This window comes from Xanthomonas sp. WHRI 1810A (assembly GCF_040202885.1).
Taxonomy (GTDB): domain Bacteria; phylum Pseudomonadota; class Gammaproteobacteria; order Pseudomonadales; family Pseudomonadaceae; genus Aquipseudomonas.
On the sequence record NZ_JBEGED010000012.1, the window covers coordinates 147,510 to 162,590 of the forward strand.

Annotated in this window: 22 protein-coding genes and 1 pseudogene; 12 read left to right on the plus strand and 11 right to left on the minus strand. The window is 55.2% G+C overall.

Going from position 1 to position 15,081, the window contains the following annotated elements; all coding sequences use genetic code 11:
* Positions 1 to 2 precede the first annotated feature (2 nt).
* From ABQX22_RS18330 to ABQX22_RS18375, 10 genes are all read right to left on the minus strand, one after another.
* On the minus strand, positions 3 to 1,352 hold the full coding sequence (locus tag ABQX22_RS18330; protein ID WP_349801286.1) for a tyrosine-type recombinase/integrase: 1,350 nt from the start codon (positions 1,350 to 1,352) through the stop codon (positions 3 to 5).
* A complete protein-coding gene (locus tag ABQX22_RS18335) occupies positions 1,345 to 2,130 on the minus strand; it encodes a hypothetical protein (protein ID WP_349801287.1) in 786 nt (261 codons plus the stop codon). The genes ABQX22_RS18330 and ABQX22_RS18335 overlap by 8 nt, the downstream gene beginning before the upstream one ends.
* The gene (locus tag ABQX22_RS18340) at positions 2,111 to 2,995 is read right to left on the minus strand and encodes a helix-turn-helix domain-containing protein (RefSeq protein WP_349801288.1); all 885 of its coding nucleotides are present in this window, start codon (positions 2,993 to 2,995) and stop codon (positions 2,111 to 2,113) included. Before ABQX22_RS18340 ends, ABQX22_RS18335 begins: the two co-directional genes overlap by 20 nt.
* The gene (locus ABQX22_RS18345) at positions 2,992 to 3,612 is read right to left on the minus strand and encodes a hypothetical protein (protein ID WP_349801289.1); all 621 of its coding nucleotides are present in this window, start codon (positions 3,610 to 3,612) and stop codon (positions 2,992 to 2,994) included. The genes ABQX22_RS18340 and ABQX22_RS18345 overlap by 4 nt, the downstream gene beginning before the upstream one ends.
* Entirely contained in the window at positions 3,609 to 4,403 is a 795-nt protein-coding gene (locus ABQX22_RS18350) for a hypothetical protein (RefSeq protein ID WP_349801290.1), read from the minus strand. Before ABQX22_RS18350 ends, ABQX22_RS18345 begins: the two co-directional genes overlap by 4 nt.
* Complete coding sequence (locus ABQX22_RS18355; RefSeq protein ID WP_349801291.1) at positions 4,400 to 4,690, minus strand: hypothetical protein; 291 nt, start codon at positions 4,688 to 4,690, stop codon at positions 4,400 to 4,402. Before ABQX22_RS18355 ends, ABQX22_RS18350 begins: the two co-directional genes overlap by 4 nt.
* Positions 4,687 to 4,974 carry a hypothetical protein gene (locus ABQX22_RS18360; RefSeq protein WP_349801292.1) on the minus strand — a complete coding sequence of 96 codons (288 nt, stop codon included), beginning with the start codon at positions 4,972 to 4,974 and terminating at the stop codon, positions 4,687 to 4,689. Before ABQX22_RS18360 ends, ABQX22_RS18355 begins: the two co-directional genes overlap by 4 nt.
* Positions 4,971 to 5,252 carry a hypothetical protein gene (locus ABQX22_RS18365; protein ID WP_349801293.1) on the minus strand — a complete coding sequence of 94 codons (282 nt, stop codon included), beginning with the start codon at positions 5,250 to 5,252 and terminating at the stop codon, positions 4,971 to 4,973. Before ABQX22_RS18365 ends, ABQX22_RS18360 begins: the two co-directional genes overlap by 4 nt.
* On the minus strand, positions 5,249 to 5,563 hold the full coding sequence (locus ABQX22_RS18370; RefSeq protein ID WP_349801294.1) for a DUF3077 domain-containing protein: 315 nt from the start codon (positions 5,561 to 5,563) through the stop codon (positions 5,249 to 5,251). Before ABQX22_RS18370 ends, ABQX22_RS18365 begins: the two co-directional genes overlap by 4 nt.
* Before the next feature lie 135 nt (positions 5,564 to 5,698).
* Positions 5,699 to 5,956, minus strand: a complete 258-nt coding sequence (locus ABQX22_RS18375; RefSeq protein ID WP_349801295.1) for a Cro/CI family transcriptional regulator — start codon at positions 5,954 to 5,956, stop codon at positions 5,699 to 5,701.
* Positions 5,957 to 6,043: 87 nt separating this feature from the next.
* On the opposite strand from ABQX22_RS18375, the gene ABQX22_RS18380 reads away from it, so the two are divergent.
* Entirely contained in the window at positions 6,044 to 6,895 is an 852-nt protein-coding gene (locus tag ABQX22_RS18380) for an XRE family transcriptional regulator (protein WP_349801296.1), read from the plus strand.
* A gap of 47 nt (positions 6,896 to 6,942) precedes the next feature.
* Here ABQX22_RS18380 and ABQX22_RS18385 read toward each other — a convergent pair whose 3' ends face one another.
* Positions 6,943 to 7,260 carry a DUF1654 domain-containing protein gene (locus ABQX22_RS18385; RefSeq protein WP_349801297.1) on the minus strand — a complete coding sequence of 106 codons (318 nt, stop codon included), beginning with the start codon at positions 7,258 to 7,260 and terminating at the stop codon, positions 6,943 to 6,945.
* 149 nt (positions 7,261 to 7,409) lie between these two features.
* On the opposite strand from ABQX22_RS18385, the gene ABQX22_RS18390 reads away from it, so the two are divergent.
* The 11 genes and pseudogenes from ABQX22_RS18390 to ABQX22_RS18440 all read left to right on the plus strand — a co-directional run bounded on the left by ABQX22_RS18390 (position 7,410) and on the right by ABQX22_RS18440 (position 14,965).
* Positions 7,410 to 7,724 (plus strand): response regulator transcription factor, encoded by a 315-nt coding sequence (locus tag ABQX22_RS18390; RefSeq protein WP_349801298.1) that lies wholly within the window; start codon positions 7,410 to 7,412, stop codon positions 7,722 to 7,724.
* Positions 7,725 to 7,875: 151 nt separating this feature from the next.
* Positions 7,876 to 8,298 (plus strand): tellurite resistance TerB family protein, encoded by a 423-nt coding sequence (locus tag ABQX22_RS18395; protein ID WP_349801299.1) that lies wholly within the window; start codon positions 7,876 to 7,878, stop codon positions 8,296 to 8,298.
* Between the two features lie 2 nt (positions 8,299 to 8,300).
* Positions 8,301 to 8,471 carry a hypothetical protein gene (locus tag ABQX22_RS18400; RefSeq protein ID WP_349801300.1) on the plus strand — a complete coding sequence of 57 codons (171 nt, stop codon included), beginning with the start codon at positions 8,301 to 8,303 and terminating at the stop codon, positions 8,469 to 8,471.
* 45 nt (positions 8,472 to 8,516) lie between these two features.
* Positions 8,517 to 8,714 (plus strand): annotated as a pseudogene (gene csrA, locus ABQX22_RS18405) (carbon storage regulator CsrA); the annotation flags it as partial.
* Between the two features lie 451 nt (positions 8,715 to 9,165).
* Positions 9,166 to 9,558 carry a hypothetical protein gene (locus tag ABQX22_RS18410; RefSeq protein ID WP_349801301.1) on the plus strand — a complete coding sequence of 131 codons (393 nt, stop codon included), beginning with the start codon at positions 9,166 to 9,168 and terminating at the stop codon, positions 9,556 to 9,558.
* Positions 9,555 to 9,752, plus strand: coding sequence for a hypothetical protein (locus ABQX22_RS18415; protein ID WP_349801302.1), 198 nt, complete (start codon positions 9,555 to 9,557; stop codon positions 9,750 to 9,752). The genes ABQX22_RS18410 and ABQX22_RS18415 overlap by 4 nt, the downstream gene beginning before the upstream one ends.
* Entirely contained in the window at positions 9,742 to 10,155 is a 414-nt protein-coding gene (locus ABQX22_RS18420) for a hypothetical protein (protein ID WP_349801303.1), read from the plus strand. The genes ABQX22_RS18415 and ABQX22_RS18420 overlap by 11 nt, the downstream gene beginning before the upstream one ends.
* Positions 10,156 to 10,317: 162 nt before the next feature.
* Positions 10,318 to 11,484 (plus strand): tyrosine-type recombinase/integrase, encoded by a 1,167-nt coding sequence (locus ABQX22_RS18425; RefSeq protein ID WP_349801304.1) that lies wholly within the window; start codon positions 10,318 to 10,320, stop codon positions 11,482 to 11,484.
* A 103-nt stretch (positions 11,485 to 11,587) separates the two neighbouring features.
* Positions 11,588 to 12,898, plus strand: a complete 1,311-nt coding sequence (locus ABQX22_RS18430) for a methyl-accepting chemotaxis protein (RefSeq protein WP_349801305.1) — start codon at positions 11,588 to 11,590, stop codon at positions 12,896 to 12,898.
* Positions 12,899 to 13,346: 448 nt separating this feature from the next.
* Entirely contained in the window at positions 13,347 to 14,468 is a 1,122-nt protein-coding gene (locus ABQX22_RS18435) for a RelA/SpoT domain-containing protein (protein ID WP_349801306.1), read from the plus strand.
* A gap of 347 nt (positions 14,469 to 14,815) precedes the next feature.
* Entirely contained in the window at positions 14,816 to 14,965 is a 150-nt protein-coding gene (locus tag ABQX22_RS18440) for a hypothetical protein (protein ID WP_349801307.1), read from the plus strand.
* Positions 14,966 to 15,081 lie beyond the last annotated feature (116 nt).

Consider the following 15,081-nt stretch of genomic DNA (forward strand, 5'->3'; position numbering starts at 1 on the left):
CGTTACTCATTGCCGTCTCCTGGTTGGGCTTTGGTGGCGCCGTTTTCAATTTGGCTCCTCCCTTGGGATGGATGCTGATTCGCGCTAGAGGCCTCGGATTCACTGGCCTGCACTGCTTGCGCTGTCGTTTCCTGTCTCGCATATGTCCCGGTATGAAGCGACGCGAAACCGTGTTGATCGAGGTGCTGATGCCATGCCTCCAACGCCTTGCGCTTCATGCCCTCGGCGGTGGTGTGGATGTACGTGGCGTCCAGATCCTTCATGGCATGGTTCAGCAACATCTCCCCGACCATGTAGTCCACGCCCAGATCAGCCCAGGCAGTGCGCGCGACCTTACGCAGGTCATGGCTCGACCATTCGCCCTTGCTCACGCTGGTGAACACCGTGCACGCCTTGCTGGGGCTCAGAGCTGAACCGTTGCTGCCGGGAAACAGGAATGGCCCGGTGTAGCCCGTGCCTGCCTGGAGCGCGCGATATTTCTGTAGGAGCGAACACGCCTGCTCGGTCAGCGGCAGGGTGTGCTCGGCCTTGGTCTTGGTGTCTGCAGCCGGGATGAACCACTGCCGGGTATTGAGGTTGATGTTCTTCCAGCGCGCTTGCCGGGTCTCTCCCAGCCGAGTGCCATGGCAGAGCATCATCAGGGGGAGCATGGCCTGCACGGGTATAGCGTCGAGTTGCTCGGCCAGCACCTGTAGGAGCGAAGGCAGGTCATCACCGCGCAACCGCGCCGCCTTGGGCCTGATCCGCGTCCGGACGAAGTCAGTGAACTTGAGGTCAGCCATCGGATTGGCACCCAGCAACTTCAACCGCGTGGCTTGGCGAAACGCGACCGCCAGCACACCCCACACCGAACGCACGAACGACAGTTCGTATTTCTCCTGCATGGGCCACATCAGTTGGCTGTCCAGCGTGCGGCGATCGAGGCTGGCCAGCTCCATTTCCTGAAGCCTGGGCACCAGGTGGCAACGCAGCGCCGATTGAGCACTGGCCTTGCGCTTGGCGGACAAACCTCGGTCGCGAGTCATGCGGTCGGTGTACCAGGTCAGCACCTCGCCGACCGTCTTCCAGCTGGTGGTGGTGGACGCGGCCGCAGCATCCACTGCGCGGCGCGCCAGAATGTCAGGCAGCGTCGCCAGCATCAGCTTGGCGCCGATGCCGGGATAGCTGCCCGCCTTGCCCCACTTTCCGCTTACAACGACGTGCCATGCGCCTTTCGAGCGGTCCACGGTCGAGTACCGGAAGCGCAGTTGCGGAAAGCGTGGGTCCCGCAGCTGCCGCACCCCAGTAGGAGCGAGTTTGCGGATCTCGGTGTCGGTGATCGAGACGTGCACGGTCTTGGCTGGATTATTCATCCCCACGCTCCTGCTGCAGCCTCTCGGCCTGGGCCAAGTGATGGTTCACTCGTTCCAGGTGGCGATCGCGCTCAGCCTGCAGCGCCTTCAACCGCAGCGCCTCCCGCTCAGCCGTGCGAGCCGTCATGTCGTCGCGGATTTCCCTGAGGCGGGCTTGTACCTCCGGTGAGGGCGCCGCGGGAGTTCCAGTGAGCAGTCCCGCGATGGCTTTGCCATCCTCTGAAATCGTCGGCTGGGCCATACCCACCAATGCGAGGTTTGCAGCCTCCGGAGCTATGCGCTTCATCAACACCGCCTGCTCGATCGCGGTCACCCGGCGCTGGGCGTCGAAGCCAACCGAGACACTCCACTTGGCTGGCCTTCCCAACTGGCGTGCTTCAGCCATCAACCGCTCGTAGGCGGACATGAACGCCATCCGCGCGCCGACCTTGTCGCCCACCGCCAGGATCGGCTGTGCGGCAGACATCGCAAGACGAATTTCGTCCGTCATCACGACGGTGTCGGTTTCATCGCTGGAGGCCAGTGCGATTGACCAGGCTTCGTCCTTGCCCGGGCGACCATCCGCCACCTGAATTCGCTGAATGATTGCAGCCAGCGTTAACCGGCCATTGAGCTCCCGGCGGCATCCCTGTAGCGCATCGACCAGCGCAGGCACCGTGAAGTGCTCAAGATCATCCACCATCGTTCTCGCGGTGTTGGCACTTAGCGTCGCGCCCAGGGATTCAGCCGTCACACACAAGGCATCGACCAAGCCGAGCTTATCGTCGAAGGAAAGCATTGCTCTGTCCTCCTTCGATAATCATCGCTTTGGCCTGATCGGCAGAATTGCGGTTTGCCTGGGTGCTTTCCATTTGCCGAGCGGTGACCGAATTCATCTGGGTGTTGGTCGCCCACTGCGTTCGATAGGCCTCCGCCTTGGCCAACAGCGAACCAAAGTCATGGCAACTGCGAATCAGATAGCCGTCGTTGATCACCAGGTAATACGCCGCCACCTGTGGTGCCTCTGCACTACCCAGGCGCTTCAGCAAGTCGTTCACCTGTGAATTGATCTTGGCGTTGCGTACGGGCTCGGTGTTGTAGCGCTGGAAGTACGCGGTGGCGTAAGCAGACCAGATCGCGCGACAAGCCTCCTGACGGTCGACATCACCGGAATCCGTTTTCGAAGCCTTGCTCACCGCCGAAGCTTTCGCCTGGGTGGCCGAAAGGTCACCGCAAGGCTTTTCAGTTTTACTTCCTGTTTTATCTTCCTGGTTAGATTCCTGTTTTATAGGTCTGTGTGACCCTACCCTCAGGTCACCCTGACCTGACCCCTCAGGTCCGTGTGAACCTACGGTGGGTTCATCCTGAACCGGGTAGGTTCTCTGTGACCCTACCCCCCTTTCCAAGCACAGCCGGTACTGATTAGGCAATTTCACCGCATTGAACGCCCGATTTTCGATGACCAGATAGCCGTCATCCTGAAGCTGTTGAATCGCGCGTTTCACCGTCGACGGGCTCATGCCGCAGTCTTCTGCGAGACGTCGATGCGAGGGGTCACAACGGCCGGTATCGTGATTGGTTCGGTTGGCCAGCATCAACAAAACAAACTTTTCGCGCGTGGGCAGTTTTTGCTCGACCGCCCATGCCATAGCCTGAAAACTCATTGCAGCGTCCCCGCATTGAACGGTGCCAACGGGCTGGCCGCGAAGGGCGAATGCGGTCCAAACAGACCGGGCAAATCCTCCTCTGGGGCGGTTTGAATCCACTCCATCATTGCCATGAAACAGGCTTCGAACAGCGGACCACCCTCGCCCCATCCTTCGGATTTTGGGCCTGCACTGTTCTCCAGGCGGCCAACGTAAATGAGTCCGGCCAGACTCTGCTCCTCGCAGGTGAGGGCATCGAGACGATGCACAGGGTTGATACTTAGCAGGTCGCAGATACCCTCAAAGCCGATCGTTTCAAAGGCCCGATCAGAGTCCTTGATCAGGGAGAAGCCGAAGCCGACGAGACCTTGTTTGATGCCCTCCATTTCAGCCGCACGGTGCGTTTTCGCCTTCTCGATCAACTTGTCCATCTGAAGCTGCGCGAAAGGCAGATAGGCCTTCAACTTCGCCGCCTCACGCCTGAACACCCGGCGTTCGTCCCAGATAAGCGCACGATGGCGAAGGCTGATGCGGACGCAGCGCTGGATCAGAATGAACAATGCGCGAGGTGGCAAATTCGGTTTGCGCGCGATGCTGGCTATTTTCTCGGCGACTTTGAGATTGATGTTGGTCACAGGGACGTCTCCGAGGTGAATTTCATGTAGGAAAAGCGACCGTCCCAGGTCTTCTTCATAGGCAGTTTCTGGTTCATGTAGAGGTCGTGCAGCTTCTTGGCGCCGTCGATCAACAACACCAGGTCGTAGCGGATAAACGTGGACTCACCCTCCCCGCGAATGGTCCGCGGCTTCTCGTTGAGCCACTTCTTCGCGCGGGCGGCGCTGTACACGCGATAGTGCGGTCGGTTGTGGGAGTCGGAGTCATTGAATACCCACCCCATCTGCATAAGCGTGTGAGAAATCAGGGAGCAGTTGACGCCGTTTAGCCGCTTTACGAACTGGAAAGGCGTTTCCCCCGCCATGAAGAAATTTTCAAGGCTTTCAATCTTCGCGGCCTGCTGTTGGTTCTCGAGCGCAAGCACCTCGTTTTGCTCCTCCAAATCAGCAGCCAGACGCAGTGCCTCTGCACGGGTACGCGGCAAAGCAAAGGCATTCTGCTGAGCGAGGCGCTGCTCCAGCTCCGTCATATAGTCGAAAACGGCAGCTTGCATCTCGTAGCTGTAGGACATGGCCATGAGGCAGGATTCGCGCTTGGGGAAGCGATAGCACTTCTGTCGGCGGTTCATCGTGTCGAGATAGATGTCGGAAAAATTTCCGGCATCTTTCTTCAGGACGCGCGGGACCTTTTTCATGAAGTCCGCATGGTCCAAAATTGGGCCATCTTCCGCGCGGCGCTGGTTTATGAAGTCGACCAACTCGAGGCTGGTCATGGTGACGGAGTCGCCGCCATTGAATTTGACGATGCTCATCGGCTGCCACCCACAATGACCGCGTCGTGCGCAGCGCCAGAATGACGTTGCTTCCAGAGAAAGTTGCCCGTGGCGAACGTGATCGACTCCAGTCGGCACTCGATTTGCGTGGCCAGCGGATTGCTCCAGCCGCCGTCAAGCGATGGCACGATCTGCGCCAGCAAGATTGAGCGCAGTTCGTTGAACGTTGCGCGCGCCTCATTCAGGCGGGCCATTTGCTCAGCGCTGACGGTAACCTCGGCGAGCAGCTCGCCTTCAAGCACCAGCACAGAGGGAAGGTTGTTCATTGCACACCCTCCACGTTCGCGCCACGATCCGGCAGGTGAACGTTTTGTGGCGCGAGATCTTCCGCATAAAGCTCATTTTCCAAGCGGCTGATCCAATCAGTGGCATGGGCTAGCCAGTCATCACAGTGCCCAACCCCCACATGAGCCAACTGATGGGCGGTGTCTGTAACCGGCTGCATTTGGCGGATCGACAGGAACATGACCCTTGCCACTCCGAGAGCCTCTTTAAGGCTTGCGAGATCGTCGTGAGCGGTGTCGGCTATTTCAGAGATTGAACGCTTCATTGGCCAACCTCCTCTTGCGCTTTCATCCCATACCGCACCGATTGAATCAGCGAGGCGGATGCGCCAGCGAGGAATGCCAAAGCGCGTAGCTCAACGGCCTCGACCGGGTCTTCGTTGTTGCTGATGGAGAAGTCGAGACGCTGACAGAGTCGCTCAACGCCCAGGGTGAGATTGGCGGCGAGTTCCAGCGCCTCTTCAACGTTGCCACCGGCAGTTACCTGCATCAGGTCGTTTTCAGGCCCGGCAAAGTTGATACGCTTCAACGTAGGCTTAATCATTGAGCACCACCTTGAGCGCTGCACAACTCAACGTTTAGGACCGATGCCGTGATTAAGGCCTGACTTGCAAGGGCGAGAAATCGCATTGCGACCGCATCATTGATATGTGGTTCGCGATCAATGCACGCAGTGGCGATGTGTTCAAGCGCGCCCAGCAAACCGCCCGCCATGTTCAAAGCCTCGCCCACCGGAATGCCCGGATTCACAGCGAAAGGCTGACGGTTCTCGCCATCCACTATCGTGAAATCGGTCGCCGTAGTTATCAACTGGTATTGCGCTGGTGGTGAACCAGTGTTATTTTTCGGGTGCATGAAATCGTCCTCTGGACGAAAGAAGTTTCGAAACACTCCCTGCAAGGAGTGATTTAAGAAGGCCCGCCTGCAAAGCGGGCTTTTTGTTGCCTGCGATTTAGCCGGACAACAAATACTGGGGAGTAGCACAGGGACTCACTCAGTCGCCTCCATGCCACTGTACAAAATGCCAGCATTAACAGTGGACTGATCGGTGGGAGAGTTTTTGCGTAGATTTGGGTTCAAGTTGGGGAGGTGATCCGCCGTTAGCATTCCGCCGGTCAGGTGCTCCAATTGATACTGACGCAACTCTGGAACCTCGTCCCATTGACGAACGGCTTCATAAGTCACACCGAGGGACTGAGCCAATGCCGAAACAGAACCGAAGTATTCGATTGCTTGTGATTTCTTCATGAGTGATTCCTTTGAGCTATACCAATTCAAGCATGCTTGTATTTCTAAAGCAAGCATGCTTTCAAAGCACTCTTGTAAATTCATCTCATGAAAATTACTGACCGAATAACCCAACTGATTCTGGCGAGAAAGCCTGAAGTGGGCGCGCGCGGCTTTAAACGGGATCTCGCATCTACATGTGGAGTCAGCTACGAAGCTGTTCGCCAATGGTTCGCAGGAGACACGGCGAACATAAAAAACGAGAATCTAAGTGCGATTGCCGAAGGTTATGACACCACCGTGGATTGGCTTCTGTCCGGTAAAGGCGAACCACCTCGTCGTGCATTGTCCGAGAAACTTTCAGCCTTGCCTGTGAAGTCATCTGCAGACATGGTTCAGCAGATGCTGGCAAAACACGGGAAGAACCTTTCAGACGATGCGCGGCAGAAGATCGCCGATGCGGTCGAAGAGACCGCGGGCGAACTCAGCTCGGGTCATGTTTTGCCAGGTAATTTTTCTAGCCTGCGACCAACGAACGAAGAGATCGTGATTCCACAATACGACGTTCGCGCGGCGATGGGTCACGGCCAAGTGCCGCCCGACTACACGGAGGTCGTTCGCAACCTCGTCGTGCGCGAAGATATCCTGCGCGAGAAGGGAGTAACGTATACATCCAAAACAGCCTTGGCGATGATTAACGGCTGGGGTCAAAGCATGGAGGGCACGATCAACGACAAAGATCTCGTGATCGTTGACAAGGGAGTGCAAGACTTTATCGGTGACGGAATCTATGTGCTCACTTGGCACCAGGAGCTGTACATCAAGCGAGTGATGCGATTGGATGAAGAGCATTACCGGCTGATTTCGGACAATCAACACTACGAAAACCAGACCGCGCGGATCGAAGACGTGACCATTCATGCCAAGGTCTTGCTGATCTGGAACGCTCGCAAGGCTTGATTCTGCCCATCAAAAGCCCGCCGACAAAGCGGGCTTTTTTGTGCATTTTAGAAAGGAGCGGCCTCTTCTACCGCATCAAATTCATCATGCACCTGGACGCGCGGATCGTTATCTGCTGGTGCTTCCCAGCTCAACGTGAATGACTCTTCCTCATCGTTGAACGTCATAGCGATGCCATCGACCTCTGACAAAACACCCATCACCTCATCCCACTCCCTTTCGCCATCTGTCTCTAACCGGTGAATCGTCACGCTTTTGCGCTCTTGCGCAATCGGGTGATTGATCATTCCTGACACCCGCAGATTCAGGCGCTCTATACCGGTCATTTCTTTCCGTGCCACTGTTTTCGCCTGTTGCTTTGCCATGTTCACTGCCTCCTTGGTTGCTGTATATCCATACAGTACAAAAAATAAAAGCAAGTTTGCTTGCATTATGAAATGCTGCATGCTTTTATTTATGCAAGTTTGCTTGTATCAAGATGCGATGACAACCCAGCCTCCAGGAGCTTTACAGCATGAACACCGCGACCATTTCCGCACACGGCCTGATCGGCGTACTGGGCCGAGGCGCAGCGCCACGCGAGTTGGAGTGCCTGCTCGGAGTAGCGGCAGGTTGCAGCACCAAGGAAATCGCAAAGGATCTCGGCCTAGCACCAGATAGCGTCAGTAAGCGTCTGCTCGCACTCACGACGAAATTGGGAGTAGTGAAGCGCACCCAGTTGGTAGCGCGGGCTTTTGCCTTGGGCCTGATCAGTTTTGTCGGTGTGGCCAACCCAATGCCCGAAAACCACCAGCGCGATGAAAGCCACGACGGCATCTTCCTCGCATGACCGCTTTCGCAGCGGCGTGCGTCTTCCACGAGGACGCAGTCCGGTGCTCAGGCTGATCTGACCCGTTAACCCAACAGAGTTTTGCGAAAGCCATAAAACGCGGCGGGCACTCGTTCGCCCTCACGAAAGAGGAAACACCATGCTAGGCAAATTGTTCGGCAAGAAATCCGGCCAGGCTCGCGCCGCAGTATCCAAACTCGCCAACCGCGATTTGATGGAAGCGGTTGTGTACGGCGCTTTTTACACGGCATGCGCAGACGGCGATCTTGAGGATAGCGAGCTGAAAGCAATTGAAACCATCCTGGGTAACAACCTGGCGCTCCAAGGCTTCGGCGCTGAACTGTCGAACACCATCGACCGGGCCAAGACCGACTTCAAATCCGGTCCGCGCATTCTTCGTCAGAACGCCGAGAAAGAACTGGCCGATCTGGCCCATAGCCCGCAGGAAGCACTGACTGTGCTGAACGTGATGCTGACCGTCGCAGAAGCTGATGGCGAGATCGAGCCAGCGGAAATGGCAGCGCTCGAGCGCAGCGCCAAGTTGCTCGGCCTCAACCTGAAAGACCACCTGTAAGCATGTTCCGTCGGTTCAGCGACAAAGCCCGCCGCTGGGCAGCCTTCGGGCTTGCTGGTGGCGTGGTGTTCGTAGATTCGGCCAGCCGCCTGCTTTCGATGGTAGGTGACCTGATTCTGGTCGTACTGCTGCTGATGGTGCTGCTGGTCGGCACAACCCCAAAAGAAAAGTAATTAAAGGGGCGGTGGCCATCGCCGCCCCTATTCAAGGAAATTTCCATGCTGATCCTTACTCGCCGTGTAGGTGAAACCATTCGAATCAATGACAACGTGTCGGTGACGGTACTTGGCGTCCAGGGCATGCAGACGCGCATTGGCGTCAAGGCTCCTGTCAATGTTGAAGTGCATCGCGAAGAGATCTACCAGCGCGTCCAAGCCGAGCGCATAGCGACCGTTGCAAATCGTCAGCACATCGACCGCCGCATCAAGCAATCCGCAGATAGCGTCGATCCGCGCAACCTCTTCATCAGGATCAACCCAACCGGCGCCGACCGTGACGAACTCGAGAAAGGTCGACGCGGATTCGTTGACGCTCGCGTGCATGCCCAGTACCTGATTTTTTTGTCTGGCTACCAGGCCGCGCAGGAGGTCGAGCCATGCGAAGCCTGAGCGTGCTCCTCTTGATGACCATGGCCAGCCTCGCAAACGCTGGCCAGCCTGAGAAGTACATCGACGTTCAGCACGACGCCCACCGCGGCGTAACCTGCTGGATCATCAACGGAACTGGCATCAGCTGTTTGCCAGACAGTTCACTCGTACAGCAGCCCGCACCCTCAAGTCAGTCGGGCCGGGCCTCTAAGACCAGCTTCATGTGTGAAAGCACCGCTGTGCAGGCCACTCAGCTCCCACAGGCTAAGGTGTTTCAACTATGAAAATCGTATTTTTAAAGGCGCCAATTGGACCTCGTATTGCCTGCGATGATCTTCGCCTCAGCGATTCCCCACGCCAATGCCGTGCTCATTTGCGCATCCCTCATAAGTGGAAAGTACTCTTCAAAAAGACATCGGCCGTCCGTTGCGTAAACGCCAATGAAGAGCTGGACCACTTCGGAACGAGAAAGCCTGGCTTGCACGTCGATATGCCCGCCCCCGGAAATGATTTCGGTGTGCTGCATCGAACACAGTTCAACATCGCTCCAGCTCCAATAGGTCGCGCCTCGTTTACGCATGGTGTAGATCTCAACAGACTTTTTTTAAAAAGTAGATCGGGTACCGATTTTTTTCAAACCTCGATTCGACCGGCGCGGGAGGTTCTTCTGTGAGCACAACCTTTCAAGGGACACAGCTGCACATAGCCAATAACTTTTCAAAACTTGGCGACCGGCTGATCCGTTTCGGGCAAGCACTGCAAAACCCAGAAACTACCGTCGCGCAGCTCACCGTGTTGGCGACGTCCTGCGGTATTGCCCTGAACCTGCGCACCGTGGCTGAGTCTGGTGGGCGCAATGATGAGTAGTCTTGCCGAGCTGGCCCTTGAGCACGCGCGATTACGGTTGGCTGGCCTGCCGATTTCTAGCGCCCGGCCCCCAAAACCAAGACCTACATCGGCGGGCAAGAAAATAGACACGCTGCCGCCGGTCACCGTCACGGTTCGGAGCCTCGACGTAGTGGTCACCGGCCCGGTCAACCACTTCATGTTCCTGGAAGGCCGCGCATGGGCAATTGAAATGGTGAAGTCACTGCGCGCCAGTTCTGCGCATGACGTTATCTACCGGCTTGCCCGCGCCGCACAGCATCGGCCTGCAAGCTATGCCGCTGGCATCAAGTCGGTCATCGACCAGTTGGAGCCGGCTGCGGAGAAGCGGCGCCATGACGCGTCAGTTTTGGCGCCAGCAGAGAACCTGACGAATCAGGGGTGAATAACGAATGCGCTACATGACCATCAGGAAATTCGCCAGCGAGTCTGGCTACAGCGAGGACGCGATCCGCTCGAAGATCCGGGATGGAATTTGGCGGCTTGGCGAAATTTGGTACAGGGCGCCGGATGGCCGGACGCTCATCGACATAGAGGGATATGAGTCATGGGTAGAGGCGGGAGGGGAGTTCGGGCGGTCTCCGATTCGAGCATCGAAATCACGTTCATGTATCGGGGCGTCCGGTGCCGCGAGCGCATCACGCTCAAGCCCTCCCCCACTAATCTGAAAAAAGCTGAGCAGCACAAGGCCGCGATAGAGCACGCAATCTCAATCGGCACCTTCGTCTACGCAGTCACCTTCCCGAACTCACCCAGGGCCCAGCAGTTCGAGCCCGAATTGTGCAGGGAAACACTGAACGGTTTTCTCACTCGCTGGCTGGCTGGGAAGAAGAAGCATGTTTCCAGCAGCACCTTTGATGGCTATCGAAAAATTGTAGAGCTCCGGCTGATTCCTCAATTCGGTGACGTGATGCTGGTAGACCTCAAGCGAAAGGTGCTTAAGGACTGGTTAGACACCCTGCAGATAGGAAACAAAACGTTAAGCAACATTCAGAGCTGCTTGCGATCCGCGTTGACCGACGCCGTCGACGAAGAACTGATAGAGCTCAACCCGCTGGCGGGTTGGACCTACTCCCGCAAGAATGTTCCTACGACCGATGACGACGTGGACCCATTCAGCCCCGAGGAACAACAAGCTATTCAACGCGCACTGTCTGGCCAAGCTCGCAACCTGGTGCAGTTCGCGATATGGACAGGCTTGCGTACAAGCGAGCTTGTCGCCCTTGATTGGGGAGATATCGATTGGTTGCGAGAAGAGGTGATGATCAGCCGGGCAATGACCCAAGCCTCGAAGGGCGTTGCGGAAATACCAAAGACCTCGGCGGGACGCAGATCGGTGAAGCTTCTGAAGCCAGCAATGGAGGCGTTGAAGGCACAGAAATTACATACTTTTCTTGCCGATGCTGAGGTATTTCAAAACCCTCGTACGTTGGAGCGCTGGGCCGGTGACGGGCCGATCCGTAAAACTATGTGGGTTCCGGCAATGAAAAAAGCAGGGGTCCGATACAGACGGCCCTACCAGACCCGCCACACCTATGCATCAATGACGCTCTCAGCCGGAGAGCACCCAATGTGGGTTGCTAAGCAGATGGGGCACAAGGACTGGACAATGATTGCACGGGTCTACGGGCGATGGATGCCTAGCGCGGATCAGACAGCAGGATCAAAGGCTGAGGAGCTGTGGCACTCGAACGAAACAAAGGTTGGAAGCTAAAAAAATAGATGGCAAAACACGCGCCTAAATTTTTCTAGCAAGCTAAACTTTGCGAGAAAATCCCCGATACACCGTTATAGCGTTCAAATAAGACGGTGATTGTATGTTCAATAAACGGCTCAAATCTAAGATTGCGAGTCTCGAAGCTGAGGTCCAGGACCTTCGAAGCTCGCAGGAAACGCTTGCTGATGAGATGCTGACGATCACAGTCGACCGAGAAATGAAGATTATCGAAGTTAGCGAAAAGTTTGCGTCTTTCTTAGGACGCGATCGGTCATCACTTCTAGGCCAACCATTAGGACATTTTACTCCATCGTATGTCCGGGATCTTCCCTGCTACAAAAACTTCATCAAGGCGATGAATGGCGGCACCACCACCTCTGACGATTACAGATTTTTTAGAAATGACGAGGCTCTTGTTTGGATGCGCGCTGCATGGAGGCCATCCAAAGACGCAAATGGGATGGTAACCTCCATGACATCCTACGGGTTTGATGTGACTGAATCCGTCGATAGGCATAAAGAAGATAATGCTTTGATTCAGGCTTTGCTGAGATCTACGGCAGTAATAGAATTCGACATGTTAGGAAACGTGATTACTGCCAACGATCACTTCTTAAAAGCGGTTGGTTACTCGCTCTCCGAAATTAAGGGTAAGCATCATCGTATCTTTTGTGATCCGGCATATGTGACATCACATGAATATGAAAGCTTTTGGAATACTCTCAGATCTGGACGCTTTGTTGCTGACAGGTTTAAAAGAATTGACAGCCACGGCAAAGAAATTTGGCTTGAGGCTACTTACAATCCGGTTATAGACACTCAAAATAGACTATACAAGGTTGTGAAGTTCGCGACCCCGGTCACGGATCAAGTCCGACGTGAACAAGAAGTCAATGAAGCTGCAAATACGGCTTTCGATATTTCGCAGCGAACCGACGATACGGCAAAGCGTGGTGCTGCAGTAGTTCAAGAAACGGTTGCGACGATGAACCTGATCGTTGATCAAGTAACATCTGCCTCAAACGGCATTGAGGCGCTAGGAAAACAGTCGTTATTGATCAGTTCGATCGTTCAAACCATCGGAGGTATTGCGCGACAAACCAACCTGCTTGCATTGAACGCAGCGATTGAAGCGGCCAGGGCAGGAGAGCAAGGCAGGGGATTTGCGGTGGTGGCTGATGAGGTTAGGCAACTCGCTGCGCGCACAAGCTCTGCTACCGAGGAAATAGTAACGGTTGTTCAGGAGAACCAGTCGCTTGTAAATAACGCGGTCTCTGGCATGGGTACCAGCCGATCACAAGCAGAACTGGGTCTGAATCTTGCCCAACAAGCAGGTAGCGTGATTCTGGAAATTCAGGCTGGAGCTCGTGAAGTAGTTGGGGCAGTAGAACGCTTTTCAAAGCAGTTATGAACACCCAAGCCAATCAGTGACGCGTTAGGGCAGGCTTCGGCAACGGGCAGAACTTCCCCAAAAAGGGGGGCTTGGGAAGAAGCTGGGACCCTCGCACGCTGGGGCGATGTGCAGGTGACGGCCCTATTCGTAAACGATCTGGGTCCCGGCGATGGAGAAAGCTGGCGTGCCCTATCGACGCCCTTACTCAAACCCGCCATACCTACGCTTCGATGGTGCTGTCCGCTGGCGATCGTTCAATGTGGGTTGCGCAGCAGATGGGGGCACAGCGACTGGACGATGATTGCCAGGGTGTACGGACGATGGATGCCTAGCGCATCAGATGATCTTGGCTCAAAGGCTGTAGCGCTATGGGGGGCTCAGCGAAAAGGGAAAAACACAGATTTACATAGCAGAGGCCATAATGCCATTATCGACCCGACCAATTAGCAATCCAGGGAAGGTAGAAATGGCTTGGGCAACGCCGCTGTACAGCAAGGAACGTGTGAAAAGAGCCGGCGCCACTTTGTTCGACGAAAACGCATCCGATGAGGAGTTCGAAGAGGCTCTGCAGGTGCTAAACAATTGGCGCTCAAGCCATAGTTATCCCGTTAACACCTTCCAAGCTGGACTTAGAAATAAGCTCACTTCGCTTGGGATCAGTGGGCTTGTAGCGCAGCGGCTAAAGCGTATTCCTTCAATTGTTGCGAAGTTAGAGCGCTTCAGCTCAATGAGTCTATCGCGCATGCAGGACATCGGTGGCTTGAGAGCTGTCGTATCGACCGCTCGTCAAATCTACATGCTCCGTGACTCATACGTGCTTCATAGCAAGTTCGACCACGTACTGGTTTCTGAAAATGATTACATCAAGAATCCAAAGGATTCCGGATACCGGGGCATCCATCTGATCTATCGTTATAACAACCGCAAAGGAGGCGCCAAAGCATACGAAGGTCTACTTCTTGAGCTTCAAATCCGGAATGAGCTACAGCATGCATGGGCTACCGCAGTTGAGACGGCAGGAGTTTTCCTGAACCAAGCCCTGAAGTCCAGCATGGGTAATGAAAGATGGTTAGAGTTTTTTTGCTACGCCTCTTCGAGCTTTGCATCGTTTGAAAAATGCGAAGTGCTAGAAGCTCATCGAGGGCTCAGCCAAATCGAAATTTTCAAGAAGATGTTGGAACTCGAGACCGAGTTAGAAGTAATAAAAAAACTCGGAATGTATAACTCTCTTGTCGAAAATTTAAAAGACACAAATGGAAAAGCTCATTACTACCTGCTCCGCCTGGATGTTGTTGGCATGAATGTAGACGTGAGCGGGTATTCACGTGATGACCTATCTCAGGCAACTTCCGATTATTTGGAACAAGAGAAAAAAGCAAAGAATCAAGCGGGAGTTCAGGTTGTGTTGGTGGCGGCTCAATCCTTAGCCGCGCTGAAGAAAGCATACCCTAACTACTTTCTGGATACGGGCCGTTTCGTAAACAGGATTAAGCGGATCCGCGCTTTGGTGGAAAGTCCGGGACTGAACTCAAGCTTGGTACGAGCAATGCGAAAGCTTGGGCTGCGTAATGCGGACGACAGCGAGTAGCTCGGGACATGAATGACAGCTTTATGCCAGCTTGAGAGCTGCAGGCGGCGTAGAATGGGCAGATGCCGGGGGTTCAAATCCCCCCGGCTCCACCAAAATCCTACGAAAAGCCCGCGTTGATCGCGGGCTTTTTGTTGTCTGAAATTCGATGACTTCAAGCGCGATTATTTTCTCTAGGCTTCGCACGGCCTGCTGGAGCGAGCCTTGCCCGCGAAGCTCCCCCTGAAATACTTCGCCGCTTGCAGGTCAAATCCCCACCTCGCTAACCTTGCGCCCGCCGCTGCCAAGTCGGCGGCGTGGCCGTAACAACCCGGAACTCTAGGATTCATAAATCCAGGGGCAAAACCATGACTAACGATCTTCAAATCCAAACCTTTGAACTGCTCAATGAAATTGACGACTTGCTTCGCTGTGCCATGGCCACAGCCACGGCGTATGAGCGTGCGAATTCGCTTAAGGGCAGCCAGCATGACCATGCGCTTTCGGTGTTTCATTGATCGGAGTGGCGCGAGGGAAGGTGGACCAAATCTCTCATCCACAGGTGTCCTTTATGACCCTAACCCTTGGCTTAAGGCCACACCTGACGACGGGCATGTGAAGTAATCTGCCGCCC